This is a genomic window from Gottfriedia acidiceleris (assembly GCF_050457485.1).
Lineage (GTDB): Bacteria > Bacillota > Bacilli > Bacillales > Bacillaceae_G > Gottfriedia > Gottfriedia acidiceleris_D.
Window position 1 is genome coordinate 444,904 of the sequence record NZ_JBCMJM010000001.1, and the last position, 22,932, is coordinate 467,835.

A 22,932-nucleotide genomic window follows, 5' to 3' on the forward strand; every position below is an offset into this window, starting at 1 on the left:
CAAAATCGTTTGAGATAGAAACTTATCATAATAAGTGAAAAGGTGTGGTGAAATTGGACAACAACGAAGCCGTTTTAGTAGAGAATCAATTAAAGATCATCAATGAAATAAATACAATTTGTTTAAATCTAACAATTCAACTCTGGCTTCGAGGAGGGTGGGCAATTGATTTTCTTCTTGGTAAAGTGACCCGTGAACACTCGGATATTGATTTAGTCACTTTCATTCAATATCGGGAAGAGTTAGAAGAGGCAATGGTTATTGCTGGTTTTAAGAAAATACCGGTCAGTATGCTTCAAACAGATTTCATAAAAGATGAAGTCGATGTGAGTTTTGTATTTGTTAGAATATCAGAAGAAGGTAAAATCATAGCGAATGGTTTTCCAGATTGGGAATGGAGAAAAGATGCTTTGCCAATTCAACAATATAATTTAAAAGGTATATCAATTAATGTCCTAAACCCATACCAGTTACTTGAAGAAAAAAAGGTTTATGAAAAAGGTACGGGACGCAAGCTTCGTCCAAAGGATATTGAGAGTATGAGAGTAATTCAAGGAATGATTGATTCAATAAGCTAATTGAACTTGTTAATAGGCAGTAGGTTTAAAAGAAAAGGAGAGAAAAGAAATGAGTACATCTAAAATTTCTATGAAAAGTCCAACACCTATACTACGTATGTTTGATGAAGATAAGGCAAAAGAATTTTACATAACATTTTTAGAATTCGAGATTGATTGGGAGCACCGATTTGAAGTTGAATTTCCTTTATATATGCAAATTTCTTATAACAATTGTGTAATTCATCTTTCTGAACATCATGGTGATTGTAGTCCAGGTGCGGCTATTCGAATTGAGGTAAAAAATTTAGAGTTACTTCATTCAAAGTTGCTGTCAAAGAAATATAAGTATGCTCGTCCTGGCATTGAAGAAACTCCTTGGAAAACACGAGAGGTCCGGGTTGGAGATCCATTTGGTAATAGAATTGTCTTTTATGAAAACATGAAAGACTAAAAGAATTATTGCCAATAATGTGAAGAACAACTAGAGGATTTACTTTGGGAGCATTCTAATTAATCCTCTTAAAAATTGAAAAAATGATTAAAACGGGCTATGTTTTGTACTATTTCAATACTTTTTTTCTTGATATAAATGAAGACCAAACGAACTGTATTAAACCAGCAATCAAGATGCCTACAAGCGTATCCCTCATTCGATCCATCGCATAATCCTTTGATTGATGCTCAAATGCAAAGACAAATAGAATTGTGAGAGCGACCTGGTGAAGTACTTTTTTGTCTAATTTTAAATATTTAGCAATATATGTACCAATTAAAATTAAAAGTCCTAAGGTCCATCCATTGACTTTTAGATAACTCGCAATTATTACTGTAACTACAATTCCTATCATTGTTCCAATTACTCGCTTGATCGATAAACTAATGGTTTTGTCCATTGTCGATTGAATTGTGAGTATAAGAGAAACTGGACCTAGGTAGGGATGTGAGGAACCAAAAAGTTTTGAGATTTCCCATGCTAATGTAGAACCAATTGATAATTTCCAAATCAGACTAGTTATATTTTCAGTTGAGCTCAGTGATTGTGTTTCTTCCATAAGCACCTCTTGTAGAACTTTTCCATTTTTTTTATTATCAACTCAAATTAAATCCATTATGTATGATTTGTTATTAAGAATAAATAAGAAATTGAATACTTATAATAGTGTTTAACTATTAGACAACTAATAATTGAAAAGAGTTGAAACAATGATCACCGTCTTATTTGAATATAAGTTTGAAAAGAAGTTTTTAGAGGATTTTAAATCGAGGTTAAAAAAGTCAGCACATCCAAAATTTCATTCAGAGCCCTCAAATATTGGAATGAATTTTATGCAAAGGGAAGATGAGCAATATTATTACATTAATTTATTTATTAAATATAGAAGTAAAGAAGAATATGAAGAAAGAACGAGGTTTGAAAGAAGTCAGGTTGAATGGAATGAAACTTGGTTTAGTAAAGACATTACCCATGAACTATTATCAGTAACAATCTGGAAGGATTTTAGTCCAATGTCCTAACAACTTCATTGGAACGTGATTCTTATACTTTACGAAAATTTTGTGAACTTGGTTATATAGGATAATTTTTATGTACCCGCAAGGAATTCATATCCTTGCGGGTTTAATCATTTATTCGTTAAAGTAAAAACTGAAATTTCTGGAACACTAAAAAATCGAAACGGAAGCCGTGTTGTTCCTATCCCCCGATTAACATATAAGTTCAAAGGTTTTATATGATGATTTATTTTATATAACCCTTCAGTATAAATAGTTGCTAATGGCGGAGTATAAATCGCTTCGTGAAATGGAAGTTTTACTTGTCCACCATGACTATGGCCAGAGAGTTGTAAGTCAATGGGATACCCTTTAAGTCGTTCTGCCACATCGGGTTCATGGACTAGTAAGAGATTAAAGGCGCTTTTTTGTATATTTTTAAATGCTTCTGCCGGATTTGGTCTTCCTAAAAGATAGTCATCCAAACCAATAATATTTAGTTTACTGTGATCTTTTAAGACGATTTCTTTCTGTTCATTTTCTAAAACTGTAAAACCAGATTTTATGAAAACAGATGATGAGATTTTCTTCCCTGCACCACCAACGTCATGATTTCCATAAATAGCATATTTACCATATTTTGCTTTTAATTGATTAAGTACAGCAGGGATTTGATCTAATTTATTGTATAAAGCACTATTATCAATTAAATCACCAGTAAAGACAATTAAATCAGGGTTTTGTTTATTAATTTGATCGACAACATTATTTAATTGCTTTAATGTATAGTGAGCACTTAGATGACTATCACTAAATTGAACAATTTTCATTCCTTCCATCTGCTTTGAAACGGAATTTGATGAGATTGTTATTTGATTTACATCTAACATTTTTGGTTCAATACTTTTTGAATAACTATATAAACTAATAGGGAAAATTAATAATATCAACGTAAAAACTATTAATCTTCTAAGGAACCTCCGAAATATGGTATATTTCATATCTATAACCTGCCTTTTATGAATGAATTGATACAATTAAGATTGTAAATAAAATAAATAGAGCACTGACTAAAATTTCAATTATCCTCATATGATCACTCCCCCTAGAAAACAGTTTAAGCTCCTTTTGTTACATGAACGTGACAAAATAACAGAATGAACGGAGGAATTAAAAATCAATATTCTAATCGCTGATGATGAAAAAGATATGTTAAAAATCTTAGAGGCATATTTCAAAAAGGAAGGATACAATGTTTTCTTAGCAGAAGACGGAGAACAAGCTATCGAAATCTTTTATAGTGAAAAAATTGATTTAGCTATTTTAGATTGGATGATGCCTTTTAATAGTGGAATTAATGTGTGTAAAGAAATAAAGAAAAATGGTGAAACAAAAGTATTAATGCTAACAGCTAAAAGTGAAGATGAGGACGAATTACTAGCTCTTAAACAAGGAGCTGACGATTATGTACGAAAGCCATTCCATCCAGGTGTCTTGATTACTAGAGCTAAAAAATTACTAAAAGAAGAGCATCATATTGTAATTGGTAATATAAAAGTAGATTTTAAAGGTAAAATAGCATTTAAAAACGAGGGGAATTTAAGTTTAACGAAAAAGGAAATTGATTTATTAAGCTGTTTTGTTCGTAATCGTGGAAATATCTTATCACGTGAGGATTTATTAGTGAATGTATGGGGGATTGATTACGAAGGAGATGATCGAACAGTGGATACCCATATAAGAAGATTAAGAGAAAAAATAGGAGAAGATCTTATTCAAACACATCGAGGTTTAGGATACAGTCTTATAAAAGAAAAATGAATCGATTAGGAAGAAAAATATCGATCACAATTACCGTATGTATTCTTTTTGTTTTTATTTTTTATTTAATTATCAATTCGTATTTATTACCTAAATATTACTTATTTCAGATGAAAAATAGAGTACATGACCTTTCAACAGCAATAAACAAGATGCCAATGGCTGAGTTTAAACAGTCAATTAATCATTTGGAACAAAAAAATAATGTAACAATCGTTTATGAACCAATTCAAACAAATTTAGACCAGTTTAATGGATTATTAAGAGATAATCTATATAAAAAAAGAGTAACCTTAAATAAATTTTGGGTTACAGAACAAACATTAAGCCAAGTTAAAAGTGGTAAAAGAATTAGTAAAATCTACGACCAAGGTAAGTTGAAATCTAGTTTTTTAGTCGATTTTATTCAAAAGGATAATGTATTCATTGTAGTCGGTGTCTCGATTGTTTATTTAAGTGATGCGGTTCAAATCGTTAATAAATTTACTATTTATATAATGATTTTTTTGATTTTAATATTGATTTTAATGGTTTGGGTTTGGTCAAAAAAAATAACAGATCCATTAAAAGAGTTAAAAGATATTTCTAAAGAAATCGCTCAATTAGATTTTAAAAAGGCAAAAATTTCAACAAATGATGAAATCGAAGAACTTGCTAAAAGTATTAACGAAATGAGTGACAATTTGAGGATTGCCCATGATGATTTAAATCAACGGAATGCAAATTTAAAAACGTTCATTTCAGATATTTCTCATGAACTTAAAACACCATTGGCTTTAATCAAAGCTTATTCTTCAGGCATTAAAGACGGAATAGATGATGGAACTTATATTGATACAATCATTAAACAAACAGATCAAATAAACCGATTAATCGATAAATTATTAGAGTTATCAAGAATTGAACGAGAAATATTACATATCGAACAATTTGACTTAATTAAGTTTTTTGAATCTAGTTTGGAAAACTTTGAAATCGAATTGAATCAAAATAATATCACTTTAACAAAAGAATATAGTAGTACGAACCAACTAAATATTGAAGTAGATCGTGACCAAATTGAGAAAGTATTTAATAATTTAATTAGTAATGCAATTAAATATACAAAAAATCCGGGAATTAATATTAAGATTTACGAGGAAAATGGGGAAATTGTATTCATGATTAAAAATGAAACAAATCTTAAAAATTCTACTCAAATTAAGCAAATCTGGGAACCATTTTATGTTATGGAGGCTTCACGTAATAAACATTTAACTGGGACAGGCTTAGGTCTAGCGATCGTAAAATCGATTTTAATCCGTCATCAGTTAAAACATGTTGTGAAAATAATAGATGGAAACATACAATTTTCAATTTATTTTCCAAAACCCTTACAGTAAAGTAAGGGTTTTTAAATTTTCTTCTTAGTTCTACTATTCAAGCCATAAAGCAGCATTATATGAAAGTAAATTTATTTACATAGAAGTACCTATTATTCTATGTAAATCCATCTCTTAGGTTTTACATTTATTGATGAATAACCACACCTGTACCAATTGAAACCATTGAGGATAACTCAAGTACATCCTTATTGTACATTCGAATACAACCATGTGAAACAAAGTGACCAATAGTCGCAGGATTATCAGTTCCATGAATTCCGTAATGTGGAGCTGATAGTCCCATCCATAGTACTCCAAAAGGTCCACCTGGATTTGGATCTTTATTAATAATTGTATAGGTTCCTGTAGGAGTAGGAGTAAGCATTTTTCCAACACCGATTGGGTAAGTTTTAAGCAGATTGTTGCCATCGAAAAGTTTTAGTTGGCGGTTTGATGTAGAAATGTAGATCCAATTAGTCATTTTATCAGCTCCAGTTTTTAACCATAGTATGAAGAAAGTTAAATAGTTGTTAAATACAAGAGGAGTAATAGAAATATGAAATATAAATAGAAAAAATAGTATGTTCCATTACTTTTCTACTATTTCCTTAGTACCATGATTGGAGCAAATGAATACTCTATAGGACAAGCACTTTAAGGAGAGGATTAGTCTATAGTGTCTAATACTATTAAATATTTTCAATCTGCCCAAGAGGTTTCAAAAAAGATTGGCTGGTTAACAGAAGTAATTTATACTCAATGGCAAGTAGAAACAGCACATTTTACGTCTAAAAATTTTAAGAAAAATAACAATATCGCAGGTCAAACTTGGTATCCAGGTTTACCACTTAGTAGTAGAGGAACAGCTAGACCTAAAAATGAAGGTGGTTATTATATAAAATATAATGATCCAGTTCAGGGCTTTGTTGATTTTATTTTAAATAATCCGAGGTACAGTAAAGTTAGAACATACAAAACTGCTGATGAACAATTTAAAGCGATTGCTGAGGCAGGTTGGGCAGTAGCTCCAAATTATGCAGATGTGCTCATCTCGGTTAATAATGCAAATATTAAAAATGGATTATATAAAAGGATTATTCAAATTGAATTACATCCTTATAAGGGAATCTTAAAAAAAGGATCAAGGGGAGTACAAGTAAAGAAAATTCAAGAAAAAATAGGCGTTAAAGTGGATGGGATTTTCGGGATTTTAACCGAAAAAGCAGTGAAAGAATTTCAAAGAAAAAATGATTTAGTAATTGATGGAATTGTTGGGGTAAAAACATGGGGGAAACTTTTCAATCCAACAAATCTATAAGTTATTTAATCATTTATAAAATGACCTGTATGATAATAAATGCAGGTTTTTTAATTTAAACCTACTACATAAGAGGGTTTGAAAGAATTTTATAGAAAAGTTAACAATAATCATTTAAGAAAAGGAGAACGAAAGTGGAAATTAGAAATGCGGAAATGAATGATTGTGAATCAATTGTAACTTTAGATTCTCAAATTATTGAAAGTCGAATTAGGGAAAATCAAATTAAACGATCAATTGAAGTAAATCGATGCATTGTTTGTGAAATGAATAAGAGGATAGTAGGTTATATGATTTATCATAAATTTTTCTTTGGCCATTTATTTATTGATTTAATAATTGTTTCACCAAAAACGAGGAGGCTTGGTATAGCACAAAATCTCATGAAATATGTTGAAGTTTTTTCAGAAAAGAAATTATTTTCATCTACTAACAAATCTAATATCCCAATGCAAAAAGTATTTCAATCTCTAGGATATATTGAAAGTGGATTTATCGATAATTTGGATGAAGGAGATCCTGAAATTATTTTTGTAAAATTAATAGATTAATCGATATTTTTGGTTATTTATTTTTTGAAGAAGAATAAAAATATTTTTATTACCCCAATTATCATTAGCCACTTCCAAATACCCATCTTCAATACTATATTAATTTATTCTCAACGGGTTCTCTAACTTAGTTCGAAATAATCCTTGTTCATAGTTGATTTGAAAACGTTTACTTTTATTAACAATAAATAAGAAAAAGTGTGTAAAAAGTCCTGATGGATTGATTGATTTGTTACTTTAGGCTAATCAGTATAAAAAATTTTTAAATACATTCTTCCTGTTATTCTATTTTTCATTACATGATGAATAGTAATAATATATAAATGCTCCAATTATATCACTACAAGGAGTGGAAATATGGATTTTAAAAGGGAATTCATCTTAAAAACAAAAGCAATATATAAAGAAACTGTTACAGAAAATATGGCATATAGTAAGATGTGTGAGAAGTTCGAATCATATTTTGTTGATTTAAAGGAGTCTTTAAAAAAGGAAATTGAAGTTTCGAATGGTGAGTTTGATATTATGATTGATAAAGATGGTGTTATTGAGGTCTTATTAAATCAAAGAGAGCTATTAATTACGATTGATGACGCTGGGGTAGTAGTTAGTATTAAATATTTTGATGAGGTGCAAAATGAACAGGTTGAAAATAAGATTGATATAATTGAATATGAGGGTGGGGCATATAAGAGTCAAGTATTTCAATCACCTATTACTAGAAATATAATCGATAATTATTTAGCAATTGCGTTTAGAGATGATTTAGAGAAGAATTTTGAGAGTTATAGTGAATGATAAAGTGATTAATTTAAAAGTGATCTGTTCCAGTTAACTAATAGTAAGTCTAGAGCTTGGAACTTCCAAGCTCTTTTAATTTGTCTATAGTTCCTCCACTTGAAATCTTAAAACAGTTTTCAATTTTTCAGCTTGAGTTTTTCTTGCATCAGAAATATAAATCTCTTTATGTGTTTTTTGAACTCTTTGTAGATTATTCTCCTTACAGAACTCTTCCATTAATTTAAAAGTTCTTGGCTCGTCATCATAGCTTCCGATGTGCATGGTTTGAACACATAAGCCTTCAGTAATCGATTCGAGTTTTACGTTTGCTAGCAGTGGATTTTTCTTTTTTTGTTTAAGTTGATCTAAAATGGTGTAAGTTAAATCTTCTGTAACAAAGTCGGGTTGTCTAATCATTAATTTATATAAAAGATGTTCTTTATTTAAGTAGTCTAGTTTTCGACCTTCTTCATCTAAATCCCAAACACCTTCAAGAGGGAAGACAGTGTAATCAAAGTATCCTTCTGGAACAATGCCTTTTTTGGGTAACATTTTAACAGCATATGCTAAAGAATAAAGCGCTTCGACATTTTTTTTAAATAATTCATTATTTGGATTGCCTTTATCTTCAATCGTTATATATTTAAAGGTTGGTATTTTAATTTTACTAGGGTTACTTTTTGGTAAATAAATTTCTTTTAAACTTTTTCTCCACTCAAGTTTACTCACTAAAAAACCTCCCTTTATGATCAGTCAGTTTGGTTTATTTTGATATGTCTATGCTTGTTAAAAACAAAAAGCAATCACATAAATATGTCATTGCTTGTAAAAGGTTTAATGATATGTACGATAAACTCCTATTACTTTCCCTAAAATTGATACTTGTTTTAATAAAATAGGAAACAGGGCATCATTTTCAGGTTGAAGTCTAAAATGGTCGCTTTCTTTATAAAAGCGCTTTACAGTAGCTTCACTATCTTCAGTCATGGCAACAACAATTTCGCCATTTTCAGCAGTAAATTGTTTTTTAACGATTACAAGATCGCCATTCAAAATACCAGCATTGATCATACTATCTCCTTCAACTCGTAACATAAAAACTTGTTCGTTAGAAGGAGCGACAGATGTCGGTAAAGGGAAATATTCTTCTACGTTTTCGACTGCAGTAATTGGAATACCTGCAGTTACTTTACCGATTACCGGAATGTTAATAATATCGTTATAGATTTCACTGTATGATGCTTGTACTTCATTCACAGCCGTTGCTGTATCTCCAAGAATCTCGATTGCACGCGGTTTCGTAGGGTCTCTTCGAATATAGCCTTTTTGTTCTAGTCTCTCTAAATGACCATGTACTGTAGAGCTTGAAGCTAAACCAACAGCCTCAGCAATCTCTCGAACTGAAGGTGGATAACCTTTAATTTTTACTTCATCTTTAATATAAGCTAAAATTTCTGCTTGCCTTTTCGATAGTTTGTTCATTCTAATTTCCCCCTTGCCTATAAAGTAGATAATACGTTCCTCTTTATTTTTTTCATTATATCATGATAGGATATGATATACAAACGTTAGTTCTATTTTTTAATAAAGTAGTTTTCGTGTTCGTATGGAGGGAACAGTTAATGAATGCAATAATTTACGCGAGAGTAAGTACAGCAAAGGATTAACAAGAAACATCATTACATAGAAAAATGAATGTACTAACCGAATTAGGTGAGCGGATGGGAATGTGTATTCTAGAAACAATAGGCGAACAGGCCAGTGGATATGAAGTAGAAAGAGAAAGACAATTTCAGTAATAATAGATCACCAAGTTGACGCTTTGCTAATACAAGATGAAACGTGATTAGGAAGAGGTCATGCAAGAAGCGCTTTATTACATTTTTTTAAAGAAAGAAGTGATTAGATTATTTACATCTTCTAAAAATAGTCAGTTTCAATTAAGTGAAAAGTGATCAAATGGTTTTAGATATTTTAAGTATTGTCGAGGAATATTAACGGAGATTCATAGGATTAGGAGAATCGCGCGGATAAAAAACTTAAATATCTGTAGAAAATCTTTTAAATACAATAAGAATAACTTTGATTTAGTGGTGTTTTTTATAATTTTTATACAATTAATATTTTAATGTTTTAAAACAAGCCATATTTTTTTGTAAACCTATAGACTTATTAAATTACTATCTCAAATTGATTAAGTCAGATTCGTGAATTAAGAGGAGGAGAAAAAATGAAAGCAGTTATTTATTGCCGAGTTAGTACAGAAAAAAATACACAAGATACTTCATTAAAAAGACAAAGGGAAGAACTAGAAAAATTAGCAAATATTAATAAACTTGATGTGATTAAGATAATTGAAGAAAGACATAGTGGCTTTGATATAGAACGTGAAGGAATTATTGAAGCTTTAGCAATATTTAAGGATAAGCAGGCTGAGATCTTACTTATACAAGACGATACCCGATTAGGAAGGGGACATTCGAAAATTGCACTTATCCATGAATTACGCAAAATGGCAATAAAAGTTTATACAATTCAAGATCATGGGGAGATATCTTTATCGGATGCGGATTTAATGGTCTTGGAAATATTAAGTACAGTAGAAGAGTTTCAACGGAGAATTGCTAATTATAAAATAAGCAGGGGGATGCGTAGAGCTGTCGAGAATGGTTTTCAACCTCACAAGAATATATCAAATAATCATTTAGGAGGTAGGGAAAAAAAAGAATTGCCTGTGGAAGAAATAATAAATCTTAGAAACAAGAAACTTACTTTTCATGAAATAGCAGCTACATTACGAGGTTTAGGTTATGAAGTAAGTAGGGCAACTGTTCATAGAAGGTATAAAGAATATTTCGATGAACTAAATCAGGATTCTATTAAGAATTAAAGAAAATTAGAGATTGTAATTTAATAGTATATCAGTTAGCTTTTTCTAATAATCAAAAAGAAATACATAATATAATTTAAATAGATTTTTTCCTAATGAAGGATTTAGAATATCTTAACCTAGTATTAATGTAATGGCTGAAATGCTTATAAAATACTGACATCAAGTTTTGTTACTGACATGATGAGCCACCTTTTACATTTTGTATATTTGTGCTTGATCGGATCAGTATACTAAACCATACAATAACAAGTGTGATCATATACGCTCCTAAAATAAACGTGATTCCTACTACCCATTTGTCTCTGACAAACTATTTACTAATCATAAGGGGGGGGATGAGCAAATTAAACTCTATCACTTGAGAATAGATAAGGTAAGAAAGTCGTAATGAAAAAATAATTTTATGGTTACCATATTGACTTTTAATTTTACATTAAAGTCGGAAAAACCTAACGTTTTAAAATAAGATACTTTAATTACCCTATTTATACTACATTTTTTGCCTTTATGGTGTAAATTCGAATAATCCTGACGTTATCTCCATCAGGATATTTATATTATTGGGTTGACCCATCAACCCAATCTATCTTATAATTAAATTGTAAGAAAATTCCATCTATTGAAGTTAGAAGAGAGGATTGGATACATCTTATATTAGATATAAAACAAAAATGCATCTCAGTAGGCAACAAGGGCATTATAAATAAAAAAATACAACGAAGAGCTAAATTGATTAATCAAGATAGCACATCCATCTAACATTCATCGGCATATATATCAATCTTAAATTCCCCTTATCAATCTAGATTTTACATAATCTTTTATTATATCAAATTCCATTTCTCATAATACGAAAACCACAAATTAATGCTCTATGAAGGACTTACTTAATTACGCTTATATATTTAGTTATAAAAATATATAAAAAAATATAGATGGGTGGTGTAGATAAAAAAAGTTATCCGTTAATAGGACTAATTGCAAGTTTTTGAGTTTTATGGAGCCGTCTTTCTATTCTTCCAATTGGATCTACTAGGAATTGGATAAGCCAATGATCCATCAGAAGAATTAAAGACAATCGGAATTTCATTTTCAGAAGACCACTAAAATCGGAGGTAGAATATGCTAAGACGTCAATTTAGGTTGAAAAATCTGGTAAGCTTGTGTTTATCAGTGGGTATGTTGCTTTCTATGCTTCCAACAGCATCTGCTGTTGTAACTGAAAAGGAGAGCGAAATTAATAATGTTTCTAACAATCAAAACTATAAGACTATAGGAAAAGTAACAAAGATTACGAAAGAAAGAAATAATGTGTACTTGGATTTAGAAACAGGAGAAAAAATAAAAATTAACTTCCTAAAAAATAATGTTTTTCGACTGCATTTGGACCCAAAGGGCATTTTTGAAGAATATCCAACTCCTAATGAGCCTGAGCATGTAACAAAAATTATTGACAAAAATGTTGGCAGTTACAATAGACAATATGGTGAAATTGACATTAAGGTTGATGATCGTGATAAAAATGTCTATAAAATATCCACTGATGCTTTAGAGATAAGAGTAGATAAAACGACTTCAAAGATGAGCCTTTACGATAAAAAAAGATCAAAGATTCTTTGGAGTGAAAGTGAACCGCTAAAACATTCCAACGGAAGTACAGTTCAAACCCTTGATACAAAAGAAAACGAATATTTTTATGGCGGAGGTCAACAGAATGGATTTTATGCACATAAGAATAATTCCATAAACATTTCAATCGGGGGAGGTTGGGATGCAGGAGCTGCATCAAGCCCTGTCCCTTTCTATATAAGCACCGAAGGCTACGGAGTCATGCGAAATACTTTTAAGCCAGGCGTTTATGATTTTACAAAAACTGCTACTTTAACTCACAGTGAAGACAGATTTGACGCTTATTATTTTGTAGATGATTCCATTCCAAAAATCATTAATGATTATTCAGAATTAACTGGGAAACCGGCACTTATGCCAAAATACGGTTTCTATTTAGGTCATGCAGATTGTTTTAATGGAACTCATAATGGTCATAAGGACCAACGAACACTCCTGACTAATGGATTAAATACAATAGATCAATATGCAGATCAGGATATGCCGTTAGGATGGTTTTTACCAAATGATGGCTATGGATGCGGTTATGGCGGACTTGGTAATTTGAAGCAGTTCGTTGATAAAGCAAATAATCAAAAAGTAGAGGTGGGCTTATGGACACAAAGCAATCTCTACCCAGATCCCAATCTACCTGTTGATAGTCCTTTACGAAGAGACCTTGACGGGGAAGTTAAAGCAGGTGTAAGAGCAATAAAGACGGATGTTGCATGGGTTGGACAAGGATATTCCATGGCCTTAAATGCCACACGCTTAGCAGCAGAAGGAATTCAAAAAGAAGATAATTCAGGTGGTGCACGTCCATTTGTTATTTCGCTAGATGGGTGGGCTGGTACTCAACGTTACGCTGGATTATGGTCAGGCGACCAATATGGCGGTAATTGGGAGTACATAAGAATGCATATCCCTACTTACATTGGAGCAGGCTTATCAGGAAATCCAAACGTCGGCTCAGATATGGATGGTATATTTGGTGGAGATGCAAAAGTACAGACCCGTGATTTCCAATGGAAAGCATTCACTCCTATCCAAATCGACATGGATGGCTGGGCATCTGGAGGCAATGATTACAGTAAATCTAAAAATCCATGGAATTATGGTGAACCATATGCGTCTATCAATCGGATGTATTTAAATCTAAAATCACAGATGCTGCCATATATCTACACGATTGCTGAGGAAGCTACATCAAAATCCATGCCAATGATTAGAGGAATGATGTTAGAATATCCAAATGATCCTTACACTTACGGTACGCAAACACAATATCAATATATGTGGGGGCCGAATCTATTAGTTGCACCAATATATGATGGAAACTCTAATGCAGCTGAAGTAAGGAACGATATTTATCTTCCAGATAAAAATCAAATTTGGATCGATTATTTTACAGGTGAGCAATACAAGGGAGGTTCAGTTCTTCATAACATTAGTGCTCCATTATGGAAGACCCCTGTATTTGTTAAAGATGGGGCAATTATTCCAATGGCACCAGAAAATAATTCTATTAATGAATTAAATGGTTCTGAAAATAGAATATTTGAAGTATATCCATCGGGAAAATCAGAGTTTACTCTATACGAAGACGATGGGAAAACTGTTGATTATAAGGAAAAGAAAAATACAAGAACGAAGGTTACTTCAAAGGTGATTAAGGAAAGAGCTGTTATAACCGTTGATACCGCAAAAGGAAAGGGCTATAAAGGGATGGTTACAAACAGGGGCACAGAAGTGATTGTCAACACACGTGTAATCCCGAGAGATATAACGGTTAAGGTTGGAAATAAAGATATTAAATTAAGGAAAGTTACGAATGAAGCGGAATATAAAAACTCAGAAAACGTGTACTTCTATAATGAAAAGCCAAACTTGAACAAATATTCTACAAAAGGCTCACCATTTGAAAAGACTGATATTATTACATCACCAAAGCTTTATATTAAGGTAGGGAAAACAGACATCACGAAAAATAAAATAACTTTTACAGTAGATGGCTTCAATAATACTCAAAAGAAGGATGTAGTAGATAAAGAAGTACCAACGATTCCATCGGGGCTTCATGCTGATGACACCAGCATTACAGATCGAGAAATTAAATTAAATTGGGAAAAGGTTGATGGTTCGAATACAACTTTTGATTTAATGATCGATGGTATTATTCATACAAATGTGTTTAAGACAAGTGATAGTCAGCAAACACCATTCTATCTCCATACAGGTTTAACATCTGATTCAGAATATTCTTATCGAATAAGAGCAACGAATACAAAAGGCTCATCTGGCTGGAGTGATGAAATCAAAATAAGAACGAAGCTTGACCGATACAGAAATGTCCCTAAGAATATGACGGCAAAAGCAGATAGTGAACAGCCGGGACAAGAAGCATCTTTAGCAGTCGATGGCAAGGATGATTCATTGTGGCATACTCAATGGGGAGATGCTGGCAATAAACTGCCACATACCTTTGAGATTGATATGAAGCTAGCATATGAACTAGATAAGCTCGAGTATGTTCCAAGACCTGATGCAGGGAATGGGACAATATTAAAATACAATTTAGACGTAAGTCTAGATGGCAAAACTTATAAAAATATCATTACTGATGGAACATTTGAAAGGAATAATGAAACAAAAGTCATCGATTTTAAGGGAAATATTACTGCAAGGTATATTAAGTTAACCATTTTAAACTCTGTAGGCGGCTTTGGAAGTGCACAGGAATTCAGGCCATACAAAAAGGATAAAACAGGAGGAACCGTTGTAGGTGAGAATATACCGAATGGAGTCATTGATGAAGATGACCTACTCTTCTTTGCAAGCTATATGGGTGTTGACCAAACGGATACAGCTTGGGGACAGGTATCAAGGGTTGATCTTAATTTTAATGGTGTAATTGATGCCTACGATTTAATGTATGTAGCATCTAAATTAGGTGGAAAACCTCTTCAAGCAACAGGAAGGCCGGTTGCCGGACTATTGGACATTAGACCAAGTAAGCAGCAGTTACAAAAAGGAGAGGAATTTTCAGTAGAAATAATAGGAGCAGGATTAAAGGATATCAATGCGTTTAACCTGGAACTAGGGCTGGATCCGAACAAATATGAATTAGTAAAAGAATGTAAACCTGACGGGACTTGCGGTGAAAATATTGTTACGCCTTCAAATGACATAGCCAATATGTTAAATTACTCTGCTCTTGCGGGTATTGGAAATTCTGAACAACGAATTATGGCTGCGTTTTCTAACAAGGGAACACAAAATACATTAGATGGTACGAAGACATTAGTCACGCTTAAGTTAAAGGCTAAGAAAGATCTTCAATTCGATATTCCAATTACCAGATCCTTACTAATTAATACAGCCTTTGACACTATTGATAAAATAGGAGAGGTTTTAACTCCAGGACAGGAACCAGGAGGAGTTGAACAACCACAAGAGCCTAAGGAATTGCAATTATCGGATAAAGATATGACAGTTACTGGTGATGGGGAAAAGATGCAGGGCGGTGCAGCAGCTTTTGCCAATCTGATTGACGGTGAGATAAGTGAAAATTCATTGGCGGAATTGAAATGGAGTCTCACCGGAAATGAAGGAATTTCACTACCGTTGCCCGTTGATTTTAATTTTATTAAACCACAAGAGTTGACTAAATTTATTGTTTACAATCGCCCACAATATACGAATGGCAAAATTAAAACACTAAGTGCCAAAATATATTCCGATTCTGGAAAAGAGTATGATTTAGGTGCAAAAAGTGTTCAATTTGACGACAAATCAGTAACTTTCGATTTAGCAGTGGCTGATATACCGATTGGAACCAAATTTACAAAGTTATCGATTATCTTTAAGGAATCGCATAGTGGGCCACTTATGTTATCTGTTGCAGAGGTAAAAGTTTTTACAAAGAACCCTGCTTATGTAGAGAAATAATAGTAAATATTTAGATATGTTATAGGAAATGCAACAGGACAACATTGCCAACTATGTATGTATCATCGAGGTTGATGGGGAAATCAATTATGATGTGAACATCTTTAGTTTCGACAAGGAGTCTTAATCTGTACCAGTTGCTTATCTGGCCTTACTTATTGTCATGGTTGGCACGAAGGTTTCATTGCGGGTTAATAAAGGTTGGCGCAATACACCTGACTCACCGTCGCCAATAGGAACAGTGACCCTGTTGTTAAAGGCGTATAATAGAATTACTTGAAACAACTAACTATTATTCTCATAATTTAGTTTCTATGAGTTATTCTTTTGTATTAATTTGTACAACAACCCGTTTTTATAATTGGTTATTTGGAAGAAAAACTCTTCTTCCTTATTACATCCATTCTTTAATACAGATGAGCGGTACACAAGTATAAATAGAGATGGAGGTATTGATCAATTTGTGTATCCAGACAGGTTTTTGGTTACAAGAAATTTGTAAAAAAATATTCAAGAACTAAATATTGTCTTGAAAGAGACAGCATGCCCGTGGTTTGTAAAAATCTGGGGGAATGAAGATAAGGAAGTGTAGAGAAGAATCTCGAGCTTCCTTATTTTTTGATTTATTTTTAAGTCGTTTAGATAAAACATCATTATAATAGTTTGGAAGAAGCTATAACGTTATAGAACCTGGTTGTTAGGTTGACTCTACATGTGTCGGTGATATAATTTATGATATTAATAGAAACTAAGTATGGTTTGGAGGCATGTTTAATAAAATGAAACCATTGCAGCATGAAAGTTTAATCCCACTTTATCACCAATTAATGGAAAGGCTAAAGGATTCGATTGAAAATGGAAATTGGACCCCTGGTGATAAAATCCCATCGGAAAATCAATTGATGGTTCAATTCAGTGTGAGCCGGAATACCGCTAAAAAGGCAATTGAGGAGCTAGTTCAAGAAGGGATCCTTTACCGAATTCAAGGTAAGGGTACATATGTGGCAAAACCAAAATTACAGCAGTCATTGATGGGATTCTATAGCTTTAGCAAAGTATTGAAAGAAAAGGGACTGAATCCAAAGGATATCATTCTGAAAATAGAAGAAGTCAAACCGACTGTCAAAATCAAAGAAGCGCTGCAGTTGAGTGAAAATATGAATGTCATTGAAATGAAACGACTTCGCTGTGCTGAAGATGAGCCGTTTATTTTGGAATCATCTTTTATTCCGAAACATGTTGTTACAGATATAGAGCAGTTAAAAAAGGTAGGCGAAATTTCTTTATATGATTTATTTTCACAACAGTTCAATACCATTGTAACAAGAGCAAAAGAGGCTTTTGAACCAGTTCTCATCCGTGCCGACGAAAGTGAATATTTGCAATCGGAAGAAGGTCGTCCCGCACTGCTCCTTGAACGAACTGCCTACAATGCCAATGGTGAGCCTGTTGAATTTTGTATCTCCATTGTACGTGGCGATCGATGTCGCTTTTACACAGAACTACGTTAATCATAACTCATAGCATATTGTCTATGGGTTTTATATAAAGTTGACCTATACCAACAACCTAATAAATTTTAATCTTGTACCAACAATCCGTTGGAATTTTTTTGATTATTGTAAATTTATTGTAATGGGATGTTCACATGTCATTCATATTACCTTTCTAAGATCCATTTGTAGAAGAATTGAAGAGATAGTTTATAGTATTATTTGGAAAAATAATATTATTTTAAGAATGTTATTTTATTTTTTTATACATACCAATGCAATTATTGCAGTATTTATTAAATTGATAGTCTGGTCATCACACAAAAGCGAGCTTGATCAATTTGAGACAAGGGGTAGCCCGTTTAGTAAATGCAATAAGTTCTTGAGGAAGCGTAACAATTTTTTGTTGCCATGGCCACAAAAAATAGAAATGTCATATTTAATTTCTGCTATTTCTATATTACATTAAATTACTTATGAAGTTAATGAAGGGTAGCGTTTTCATATAAGTAGTTTAATAAACTCTTGAAATATTAAATCTGATAGACTAGTATATTAATATCTAATAAATTAAATAATAATTTGTTAACAATTAGTTAAGATGCCTTAGGGCTTAATAGGGAATCTGGAGCAATACCAGAACTGTCCCCGCAACTGTAAGTGTGGACGAAATAGACAAACCACTGAAACGTTTATATGGACGTTACGGGAAGGGTCTAAAGTAGGAAGATACACAAGTCAGGAGACCTGTCTTAGCTTTTAAAGTTTCGATTTCTTCGGGGGTTGAGAAGATGAAACGTTTGGACAAAAAGGATTATTTATTAACTTTCTTTGTGCTGACGTTTTATCCGTTCAACTTATGTTGAACGGATTTTTTCGTTTAAATGATTTTAAATCATTTTTAATTCTTATAGTATGCCTCTAGAAGAAACAAGTCTTTTTAAAAATTGAATAGATTAGGATTGGTGCACTTTGAAAATTAGTGCTTAATAGGGAAGTACGGTTTAAATCCGTCACGGTACCCGCCACTGTAAGGGGGAGTTCTATGCAGATGTCACTGAAGGAATTCGGGAAGACGCAATAGAATGATGAACCTAAGTCAGGAGACCTGCCTATACCTAATAGCTTTAATCAACCTACGGGAACATAGGTAGAAGTGCTGAACTTACATTGCTATTTTTTTATGTGTATTTTATTCTGCACCCCTATGTCCATAGGGGTGCTTTTTTTTGAAAAAAACTAAAAGGAGTGTGTGACATGACTACTTGGAATTTACAAGGGACGAAACACCATGTTTTGATTTGTAACGGTAGCAGCTGTATGAGAAAGGGTGGGGAGGAAGCGACACAAGCGATCCGAAATGAAATCACCAATTTAAGCTTAGATTCAATCATACATACAACAAGAACGAGATGTAATGGGAGATGCAAGGATGCTCCAGTTGCCATCGTCTATCCGTCAGGGACTTGGTATAAAAACGTAACCCCTGAAGTGGGAACTAAGATTGTTAAGCGTCATCTGGCGGAAGGTCAATGCCTTCAAGAGCATTCGATCTATCAATATTCCAAAGCTGGGTTCATACATCCAGAAGGGTCGGAATGCATCGAAGGAGTACAAAAAGCGGTTAAAGAGAAGATTTAACGGCGGATAGTAACTGGATTCTAGTTTGAAATTGTGGAAGGTGGCGTAATAGTGTGAAAGGTAAATTATTGGTTATTGGTTTTGGCCCTGGTGATGAAAAACATATTACCGGACGGGCAAAGGAAGCCATCCAAGAAAGTGATATCATCATCGGCTACAAAACCTACGTTGATTTAATCAAGGGATTAATAGCTGGAAAGCAAATCATCAGCACAGGAATGACAGAAGAAGTGAGCCGTGCCCAGGAGGCTGTAAAACAAGCTGAGCTCGGTTATACGGTAGCTGTCATTTCGAGCGGTGATGCCGGTGTATATGGAATGGCAGGACTTGTTTACGAAGTGCTAATTGAAAAAGGCTGGAAAAAAGACTCGGGGGTAAAAGTGGAGGTGGTCCCTGGCATTTCTGCCATCAACTCCTGTGCTGCTTTATTAGGTGCGCCGGTCATGCATGATGCCTGTACGATAAGTTTAAGTGACCATTTAACACCTTGGAGCTTGATCGAGAAACGTATCGAAGCAGCCGCTCAAGCTGATTTTGTGATTGCCCTATACAATCCAAAAAGCGGGAGAAGAACACGGCAGATCGTGGAAGCACAAAAAATTCTATTGAAATATCGCTCGCCAGACACCCCTGTAGGATTGGTAAAGAGTGCATACCGTGATAGTCAAAAGATCGTCTTAACCAATTTACAAGAGATGCTAGAACATGAAATTGGCATGTTAACCACGGTTTTAATTGGGAACTCTTCAACATTTTTCTACGATAGTTTGATGATCACTCCGCGCGGTTATCAGCGGAAGTATACATTAAATCAGGCAATTCAGCCGTTGAAACCGCATCAGCGTCTGCAAAAGGAAGCCGAACCATGGGCACTTGAGCAAATGGGAGATGTAACGCCGGTAAACAAGAAACTAGTCACCCCAACCTCAGTGAAAGAGTCGCCAAGAGAGTTGGCTGAGGAAGCCTTGCAAATGATCCTTGGTGAGACCTATGGACGAACCCAAGATTTAATTGTGAAGCAAGACTTTCAATCTATTTTTGAGGTAGCGGTCAGCCCTGGTGTCGCCAATAAAAAATTTACTGCGGTTCAGATGGCCATTCTTTCCGAAATTGTCGGAGAAGAAGGAGTCATGGAATACACACAAGACCATTTTATGAAGCTGCAAATTTTAACCTCTAAGCCTGATGAGATTATTGAAAAACTAACGGCAGTCAACTTTTTGATTGCTCCTGTTGGCGACGTATTAACCGTAAAAGCTTGTGATTTTTGTGACGGAGAAAAGAAGGATTCCATCCCTTATGCCGATGAGCTTCAAGAAAGGCTTGGCGGCATGGAACTCCCAAAAGAATTGAAACTTGGTGTGAATGGCTGCGGCATGGCCTGTTATGGAGCCGTAAAAGACGATATTGGAATTGTCTATCGTAAGGGAGCGTTTGATTTATTTTTAGGAGCCAAGACAGCTGGAAGAAGCGCTCATCCTGGACAAATCGTAGCTGAAGGTATCGCACCGGACAAAATTGTCGGGGTCTTAGAGGGGATTGTTCAAGAGTACCAACAAAAGGCATATCCAAATGAACGTTTCTATAAATTTTTTAAACGGGTCAAAGAGGTTCAAGGTTTTGTGTACCAGGATATCACTCCAAACCTTAAAATCGAAGCGGCTGTTTGCGGGGAATAAAGAAGAGAAGACTAGCGGTAATTGGAAGGTAAGGAAATTACAAACAAAGGGGAGGAAATATTTTGAGAGCAATTTTATTTGTGGGGCATGGAAGTAAAGATCAAGAGGGAAATCAGCAGGTTCGTGAGTTCATCCGTGAGATGAGAAAGACTTGGGAAGGTTCTTTTCTAGTCGAGACGTGTTTTTTAGAATTTGAACGACCAACAGTGAATCAAGGCATCGATCTATGTGTGGAGAAAGGGGCCGACCATATTGTGGTGATTCCGATCATGCTCTTACAGGCAGGACACTCCAAAATTCATATTCCAGCAGCTATTGATGAGGCAAAGAATAAATATCCACTTGTTCAATTTACTTATGGCCGACCAATCGGTGTTCATGAGGAAACATTTGAAATTCTAAAAACTAGATTAATGGAAATTGGCGAGAATGTAGAATCCATCGAAGACGATACTGCTGTCCTTTTGTTAGGACGGGGCGGAAGTGATCCCGATGCGAATAGTGATTTATATAAAATTGCTAGATTACTATGGGAAAAAACAAACTATAAAATCGTCGAACCTGCTTTTATGGGGGTGACCAATCCCTTAGTGAACGAAGGGATTGAGCGCTGTATTAAGCTTGGAGCAAAAAAGGTAGTAATACTGCCTTACTTTTTATTCACCGGCATCCTGATTAAACGGTTAGAAGATATGATGGTTCCTATTCAAAATCAATATGCAGCGGTTGAAATTCAGTTGGCTGACTATTTTGGTTATCATCCAAAATTACAGACGATTTTAATCGATCGAGTGGAAGAAGCCTTACGTGATGAGGTGAAGATGAACTGCGATACTTGCCAATACCGTATTAATGTGATGGAACATATCGATCATCACCACCACCATGATCACGATCATCATCACGGCCATGACCATCACCATCATGACGATGACCATCACCATGATCACGAACATGCGGTGCAAAAAGCTGGAGTTAGAGGATGATTTTCGTGTTAGCCGGAACAAGTGATGCAAGAGCCCTTGCTTTAGAAATAAAAAAGGAAGGGTTCGATCTCCTGGCCTCAGTTGTCACAGAAAATGCAGCAGTTGAATTAAGGGAGTCAGGTATTTGTGTTCAAGTAGGAAGATTAACGGATGCAGACATGGTGGAGTTGATTGACACAAAAGGGATTCTAGCGGTTGTCGATGCCAGTCATCCGTTTGCGGAAGAAGCTTCCAAAAACGCAATTAAAGCGGCCGAAACGGTGGGAATCCCCTATGTTCGGTATGAACGGGAGTCACAAAAATTTCAATATGACAAAATGAAAGTCGTCGAAAGCTACGAGGAAGCTGCGGAGCTTGCATTGACCAATAAAGGCGTGGTGATGCTGACGACAGGCAGCAAGACGCTTCAAATTTTCACAGAAAAACTATTAGGTAACCCGGACATTCGCTTGATCGCCAGAATGCTGCCTCGTGTGGATAATATGGAAAAATGTGAGCAGCTAGGGCTGCCACAGAAAAATATTATTGCAATCCAGGGCCCATTTTCAAAAGAGTTTGACAAAGCTCTTTATAATCAATATGGCGTGTCCTTAATGGTGACTAAAGAGAGCGGGAAAGTCGGATCTGTCGATGAAAAGGTGGAAGCCGCCAAAGAACTGGGGATTGAGGTTATTCTAATTGGCCGCCCGAAACTGAATTATGGCACCGTCTATGCTAATTTTATCAACGTCATCGCAGAATTACATAAAAAGATTGGTTCCACACCAATCGTCACCAGAACAATCATTTAAATACAGGA

General features: G+C 34.1%; 20 protein-coding genes and 2 riboswitches. Of the genes, 15 read left to right on the top strand and 5 right to left on the bottom strand.

The genetic code is table 11. The annotated features are described in order from the left end of the window. The first annotated feature begins 47 nt into the window (after nucleotides 1-47). Nucleotides 48-578 carry a nucleotidyltransferase domain-containing protein gene (locus ABEY15_RS02095; protein ID WP_429888134.1) on the top strand — a complete coding sequence of 177 codons (531 nt, stop codon included), beginning with the start codon at nucleotides 48-50 and terminating at the stop codon, nucleotides 576-578. A gap of 49 nt (nucleotides 579-627) precedes the next feature. Then, entirely contained in the window at nucleotides 628-1,011 is a 384-nt protein-coding gene (locus ABEY15_RS02100; protein ID WP_429888135.1) for a glyoxalase superfamily protein, read from the top strand. 109 nt (nucleotides 1,012-1,120) lie between these two features. Here the strand turns inward: ABEY15_RS02100 and ABEY15_RS02105 are convergent, their stop codons facing one another. Beyond that, on the bottom strand, nucleotides 1,121-1,612 hold the full coding sequence (locus ABEY15_RS02105; RefSeq protein WP_429888137.1) for an FUSC family protein: 492 nt from the start codon (nucleotides 1,610-1,612) through the stop codon (nucleotides 1,121-1,123). 151 nt (nucleotides 1,613-1,763) lie between these two features. Here ABEY15_RS02105 and ABEY15_RS02110 point away from each other — a divergent pair, with 151 nt between their 5' ends. Next, a complete protein-coding gene (locus ABEY15_RS02110; RefSeq protein WP_429888138.1) occupies nucleotides 1,764-2,075 on the top strand; it encodes a hypothetical protein in 312 nt (103 codons plus the stop codon). Between the two features lie 107 nt (nucleotides 2,076-2,182). On the opposite strand, the gene ABEY15_RS02115 is transcribed toward ABEY15_RS02110, so the two are convergent. Next, nucleotides 2,183-3,001, bottom strand: coding sequence for a metallophosphoesterase (locus ABEY15_RS02115; protein WP_429888139.1), 819 nt, complete (start codon nucleotides 2,999-3,001; stop codon nucleotides 2,183-2,185). Nucleotides 3,002-3,227: 226 nt separating this feature from the next. On the opposite strand from ABEY15_RS02115, the gene ABEY15_RS02120 reads away from it, so the two are divergent. Both ABEY15_RS02120 and ABEY15_RS02125 read left to right on the top strand, forming a co-directional pair. Then, nucleotides 3,228-3,872, top strand: coding sequence for a response regulator transcription factor (locus tag ABEY15_RS02120; protein ID WP_429888251.1), 645 nt, complete (start codon nucleotides 3,228-3,230; stop codon nucleotides 3,870-3,872). Continuing rightward, nucleotides 3,869-5,254, top strand: coding sequence for a sensor histidine kinase (locus ABEY15_RS02125; protein ID WP_429888141.1), 1,386 nt, complete (start codon nucleotides 3,869-3,871; stop codon nucleotides 5,252-5,254). Before ABEY15_RS02120 ends, ABEY15_RS02125 begins: the two co-directional genes overlap by 4 nt. A gap of 127 nt (nucleotides 5,255-5,381) precedes the next feature. Here the strand turns inward: ABEY15_RS02125 and ABEY15_RS02130 are convergent, their stop codons facing one another. Next, nucleotides 5,382-5,717, bottom strand: a complete 336-nt coding sequence (locus ABEY15_RS02130; RefSeq protein WP_429888142.1) for a L,D-transpeptidase — start codon at nucleotides 5,715-5,717, stop codon at nucleotides 5,382-5,384. A 195-nt stretch (nucleotides 5,718-5,912) separates the two neighbouring features. On the opposite strand from ABEY15_RS02130, the gene ABEY15_RS02135 reads away from it, so the two are divergent. The 3 genes from ABEY15_RS02135 (at nucleotide 5,913) to ABEY15_RS02145 (ending at nucleotide 7,903) form a co-directional block, all read left to right on the top strand. After that, on the top strand, nucleotides 5,913-6,554 hold the full coding sequence (locus tag ABEY15_RS02135) for a glucosaminidase domain-containing protein (RefSeq protein ID WP_429888143.1): 642 nt from the start codon (nucleotides 5,913-5,915) through the stop codon (nucleotides 6,552-6,554). Between the two features lie 134 nt (nucleotides 6,555-6,688). Beyond that, the gene (locus tag ABEY15_RS02140) at nucleotides 6,689-7,105 is read left to right on the top strand and encodes an N-acetyltransferase family protein (protein ID WP_429888144.1); all 417 of its coding nucleotides are present in this window, start codon (nucleotides 6,689-6,691) and stop codon (nucleotides 7,103-7,105) included. 357 nt (nucleotides 7,106-7,462) lie between these two features. After that, on the top strand, nucleotides 7,463-7,903 hold the full coding sequence (locus ABEY15_RS02145) for a hypothetical protein (protein ID WP_429888146.1): 441 nt from the start codon (nucleotides 7,463-7,465) through the stop codon (nucleotides 7,901-7,903). A gap of 84 nt (nucleotides 7,904-7,987) precedes the next feature. Here ABEY15_RS02145 and ABEY15_RS02150 read toward each other — a convergent pair whose 3' ends face one another. Beyond that, nucleotides 7,988-8,614 (bottom strand): GyrI-like domain-containing protein, encoded by a 627-nt coding sequence (locus ABEY15_RS02150; RefSeq protein WP_429888147.1) that lies wholly within the window; start codon nucleotides 8,612-8,614, stop codon nucleotides 7,988-7,990. 105 nt (nucleotides 8,615-8,719) lie between these two features. After that, entirely contained in the window at nucleotides 8,720-9,367 is a 648-nt protein-coding gene (gene lexA, locus ABEY15_RS02155; RefSeq protein ID WP_429888148.1) for a transcriptional repressor LexA, read from the bottom strand. 748 nt (nucleotides 9,368-10,115) lie between these two features. Between lexA and ABEY15_RS02160 the strand changes: the two genes are divergently transcribed. The 7 genes from ABEY15_RS02160 (at nucleotide 10,116) to cobK (ending at nucleotide 22,924) form a co-directional block, all read left to right on the top strand. After that, a complete protein-coding gene (locus ABEY15_RS02160) occupies nucleotides 10,116-10,775 on the top strand; it encodes a YneB family resolvase-like protein (protein ID WP_429888149.1) in 660 nt (219 codons plus the stop codon). Between the two features lie 1,125 nt (nucleotides 10,776-11,900). Beyond that, nucleotides 11,901-16,334, top strand: a complete 4,434-nt coding sequence (locus ABEY15_RS02165) for a discoidin domain-containing protein (RefSeq protein WP_429888150.1) — start codon at nucleotides 11,901-11,903, stop codon at nucleotides 16,332-16,334. Nucleotides 16,335-17,113: 779 nt separating this feature from the next. Beyond that, nucleotides 17,114-17,845 (top strand): GntR family transcriptional regulator, encoded by a 732-nt coding sequence (locus ABEY15_RS02170; RefSeq protein WP_088011497.1) that lies wholly within the window; start codon nucleotides 17,114-17,116, stop codon nucleotides 17,843-17,845. A gap of 564 nt (nucleotides 17,846-18,409) precedes the next feature. Further along, nucleotides 18,410-18,596: riboswitch (cobalamin riboswitch) on the top strand. A gap of 177 nt (nucleotides 18,597-18,773) precedes the next feature. Then, a riboswitch (cobalamin riboswitch) is annotated at nucleotides 18,774-18,957 on the top strand. A gap of 127 nt (nucleotides 18,958-19,084) precedes the next feature. Beyond that, nucleotides 19,085-19,468 carry a (2Fe-2S) ferredoxin domain-containing protein gene (locus tag ABEY15_RS02175; RefSeq protein WP_429888151.1) on the top strand — a complete coding sequence of 128 codons (384 nt, stop codon included), beginning with the start codon at nucleotides 19,085-19,087 and terminating at the stop codon, nucleotides 19,466-19,468. Between the two features lie 53 nt (nucleotides 19,469-19,521). Then, the gene (gene cobJ / locus ABEY15_RS02180; protein ID WP_429888152.1) at nucleotides 19,522-21,147 is read left to right on the top strand and encodes a precorrin-3B C(17)-methyltransferase; all 1,626 of its coding nucleotides are present in this window, start codon (nucleotides 19,522-19,524) and stop codon (nucleotides 21,145-21,147) included. A gap of 62 nt (nucleotides 21,148-21,209) precedes the next feature. Beyond that, nucleotides 21,210-22,133, top strand: coding sequence for a sirohydrochlorin chelatase (locus ABEY15_RS02185; RefSeq protein WP_429888153.1), 924 nt, complete (start codon nucleotides 21,210-21,212; stop codon nucleotides 22,131-22,133). Then, complete coding sequence (gene cobK, locus ABEY15_RS02190; RefSeq protein WP_429888154.1) at nucleotides 22,130-22,924, top strand: precorrin-6A reductase; 795 nt, start codon at nucleotides 22,130-22,132, stop codon at nucleotides 22,922-22,924. The genes ABEY15_RS02185 and cobK overlap by 4 nt, the downstream gene beginning before the upstream one ends. Nucleotides 22,925-22,932: the final 8 nt, after the last annotated feature.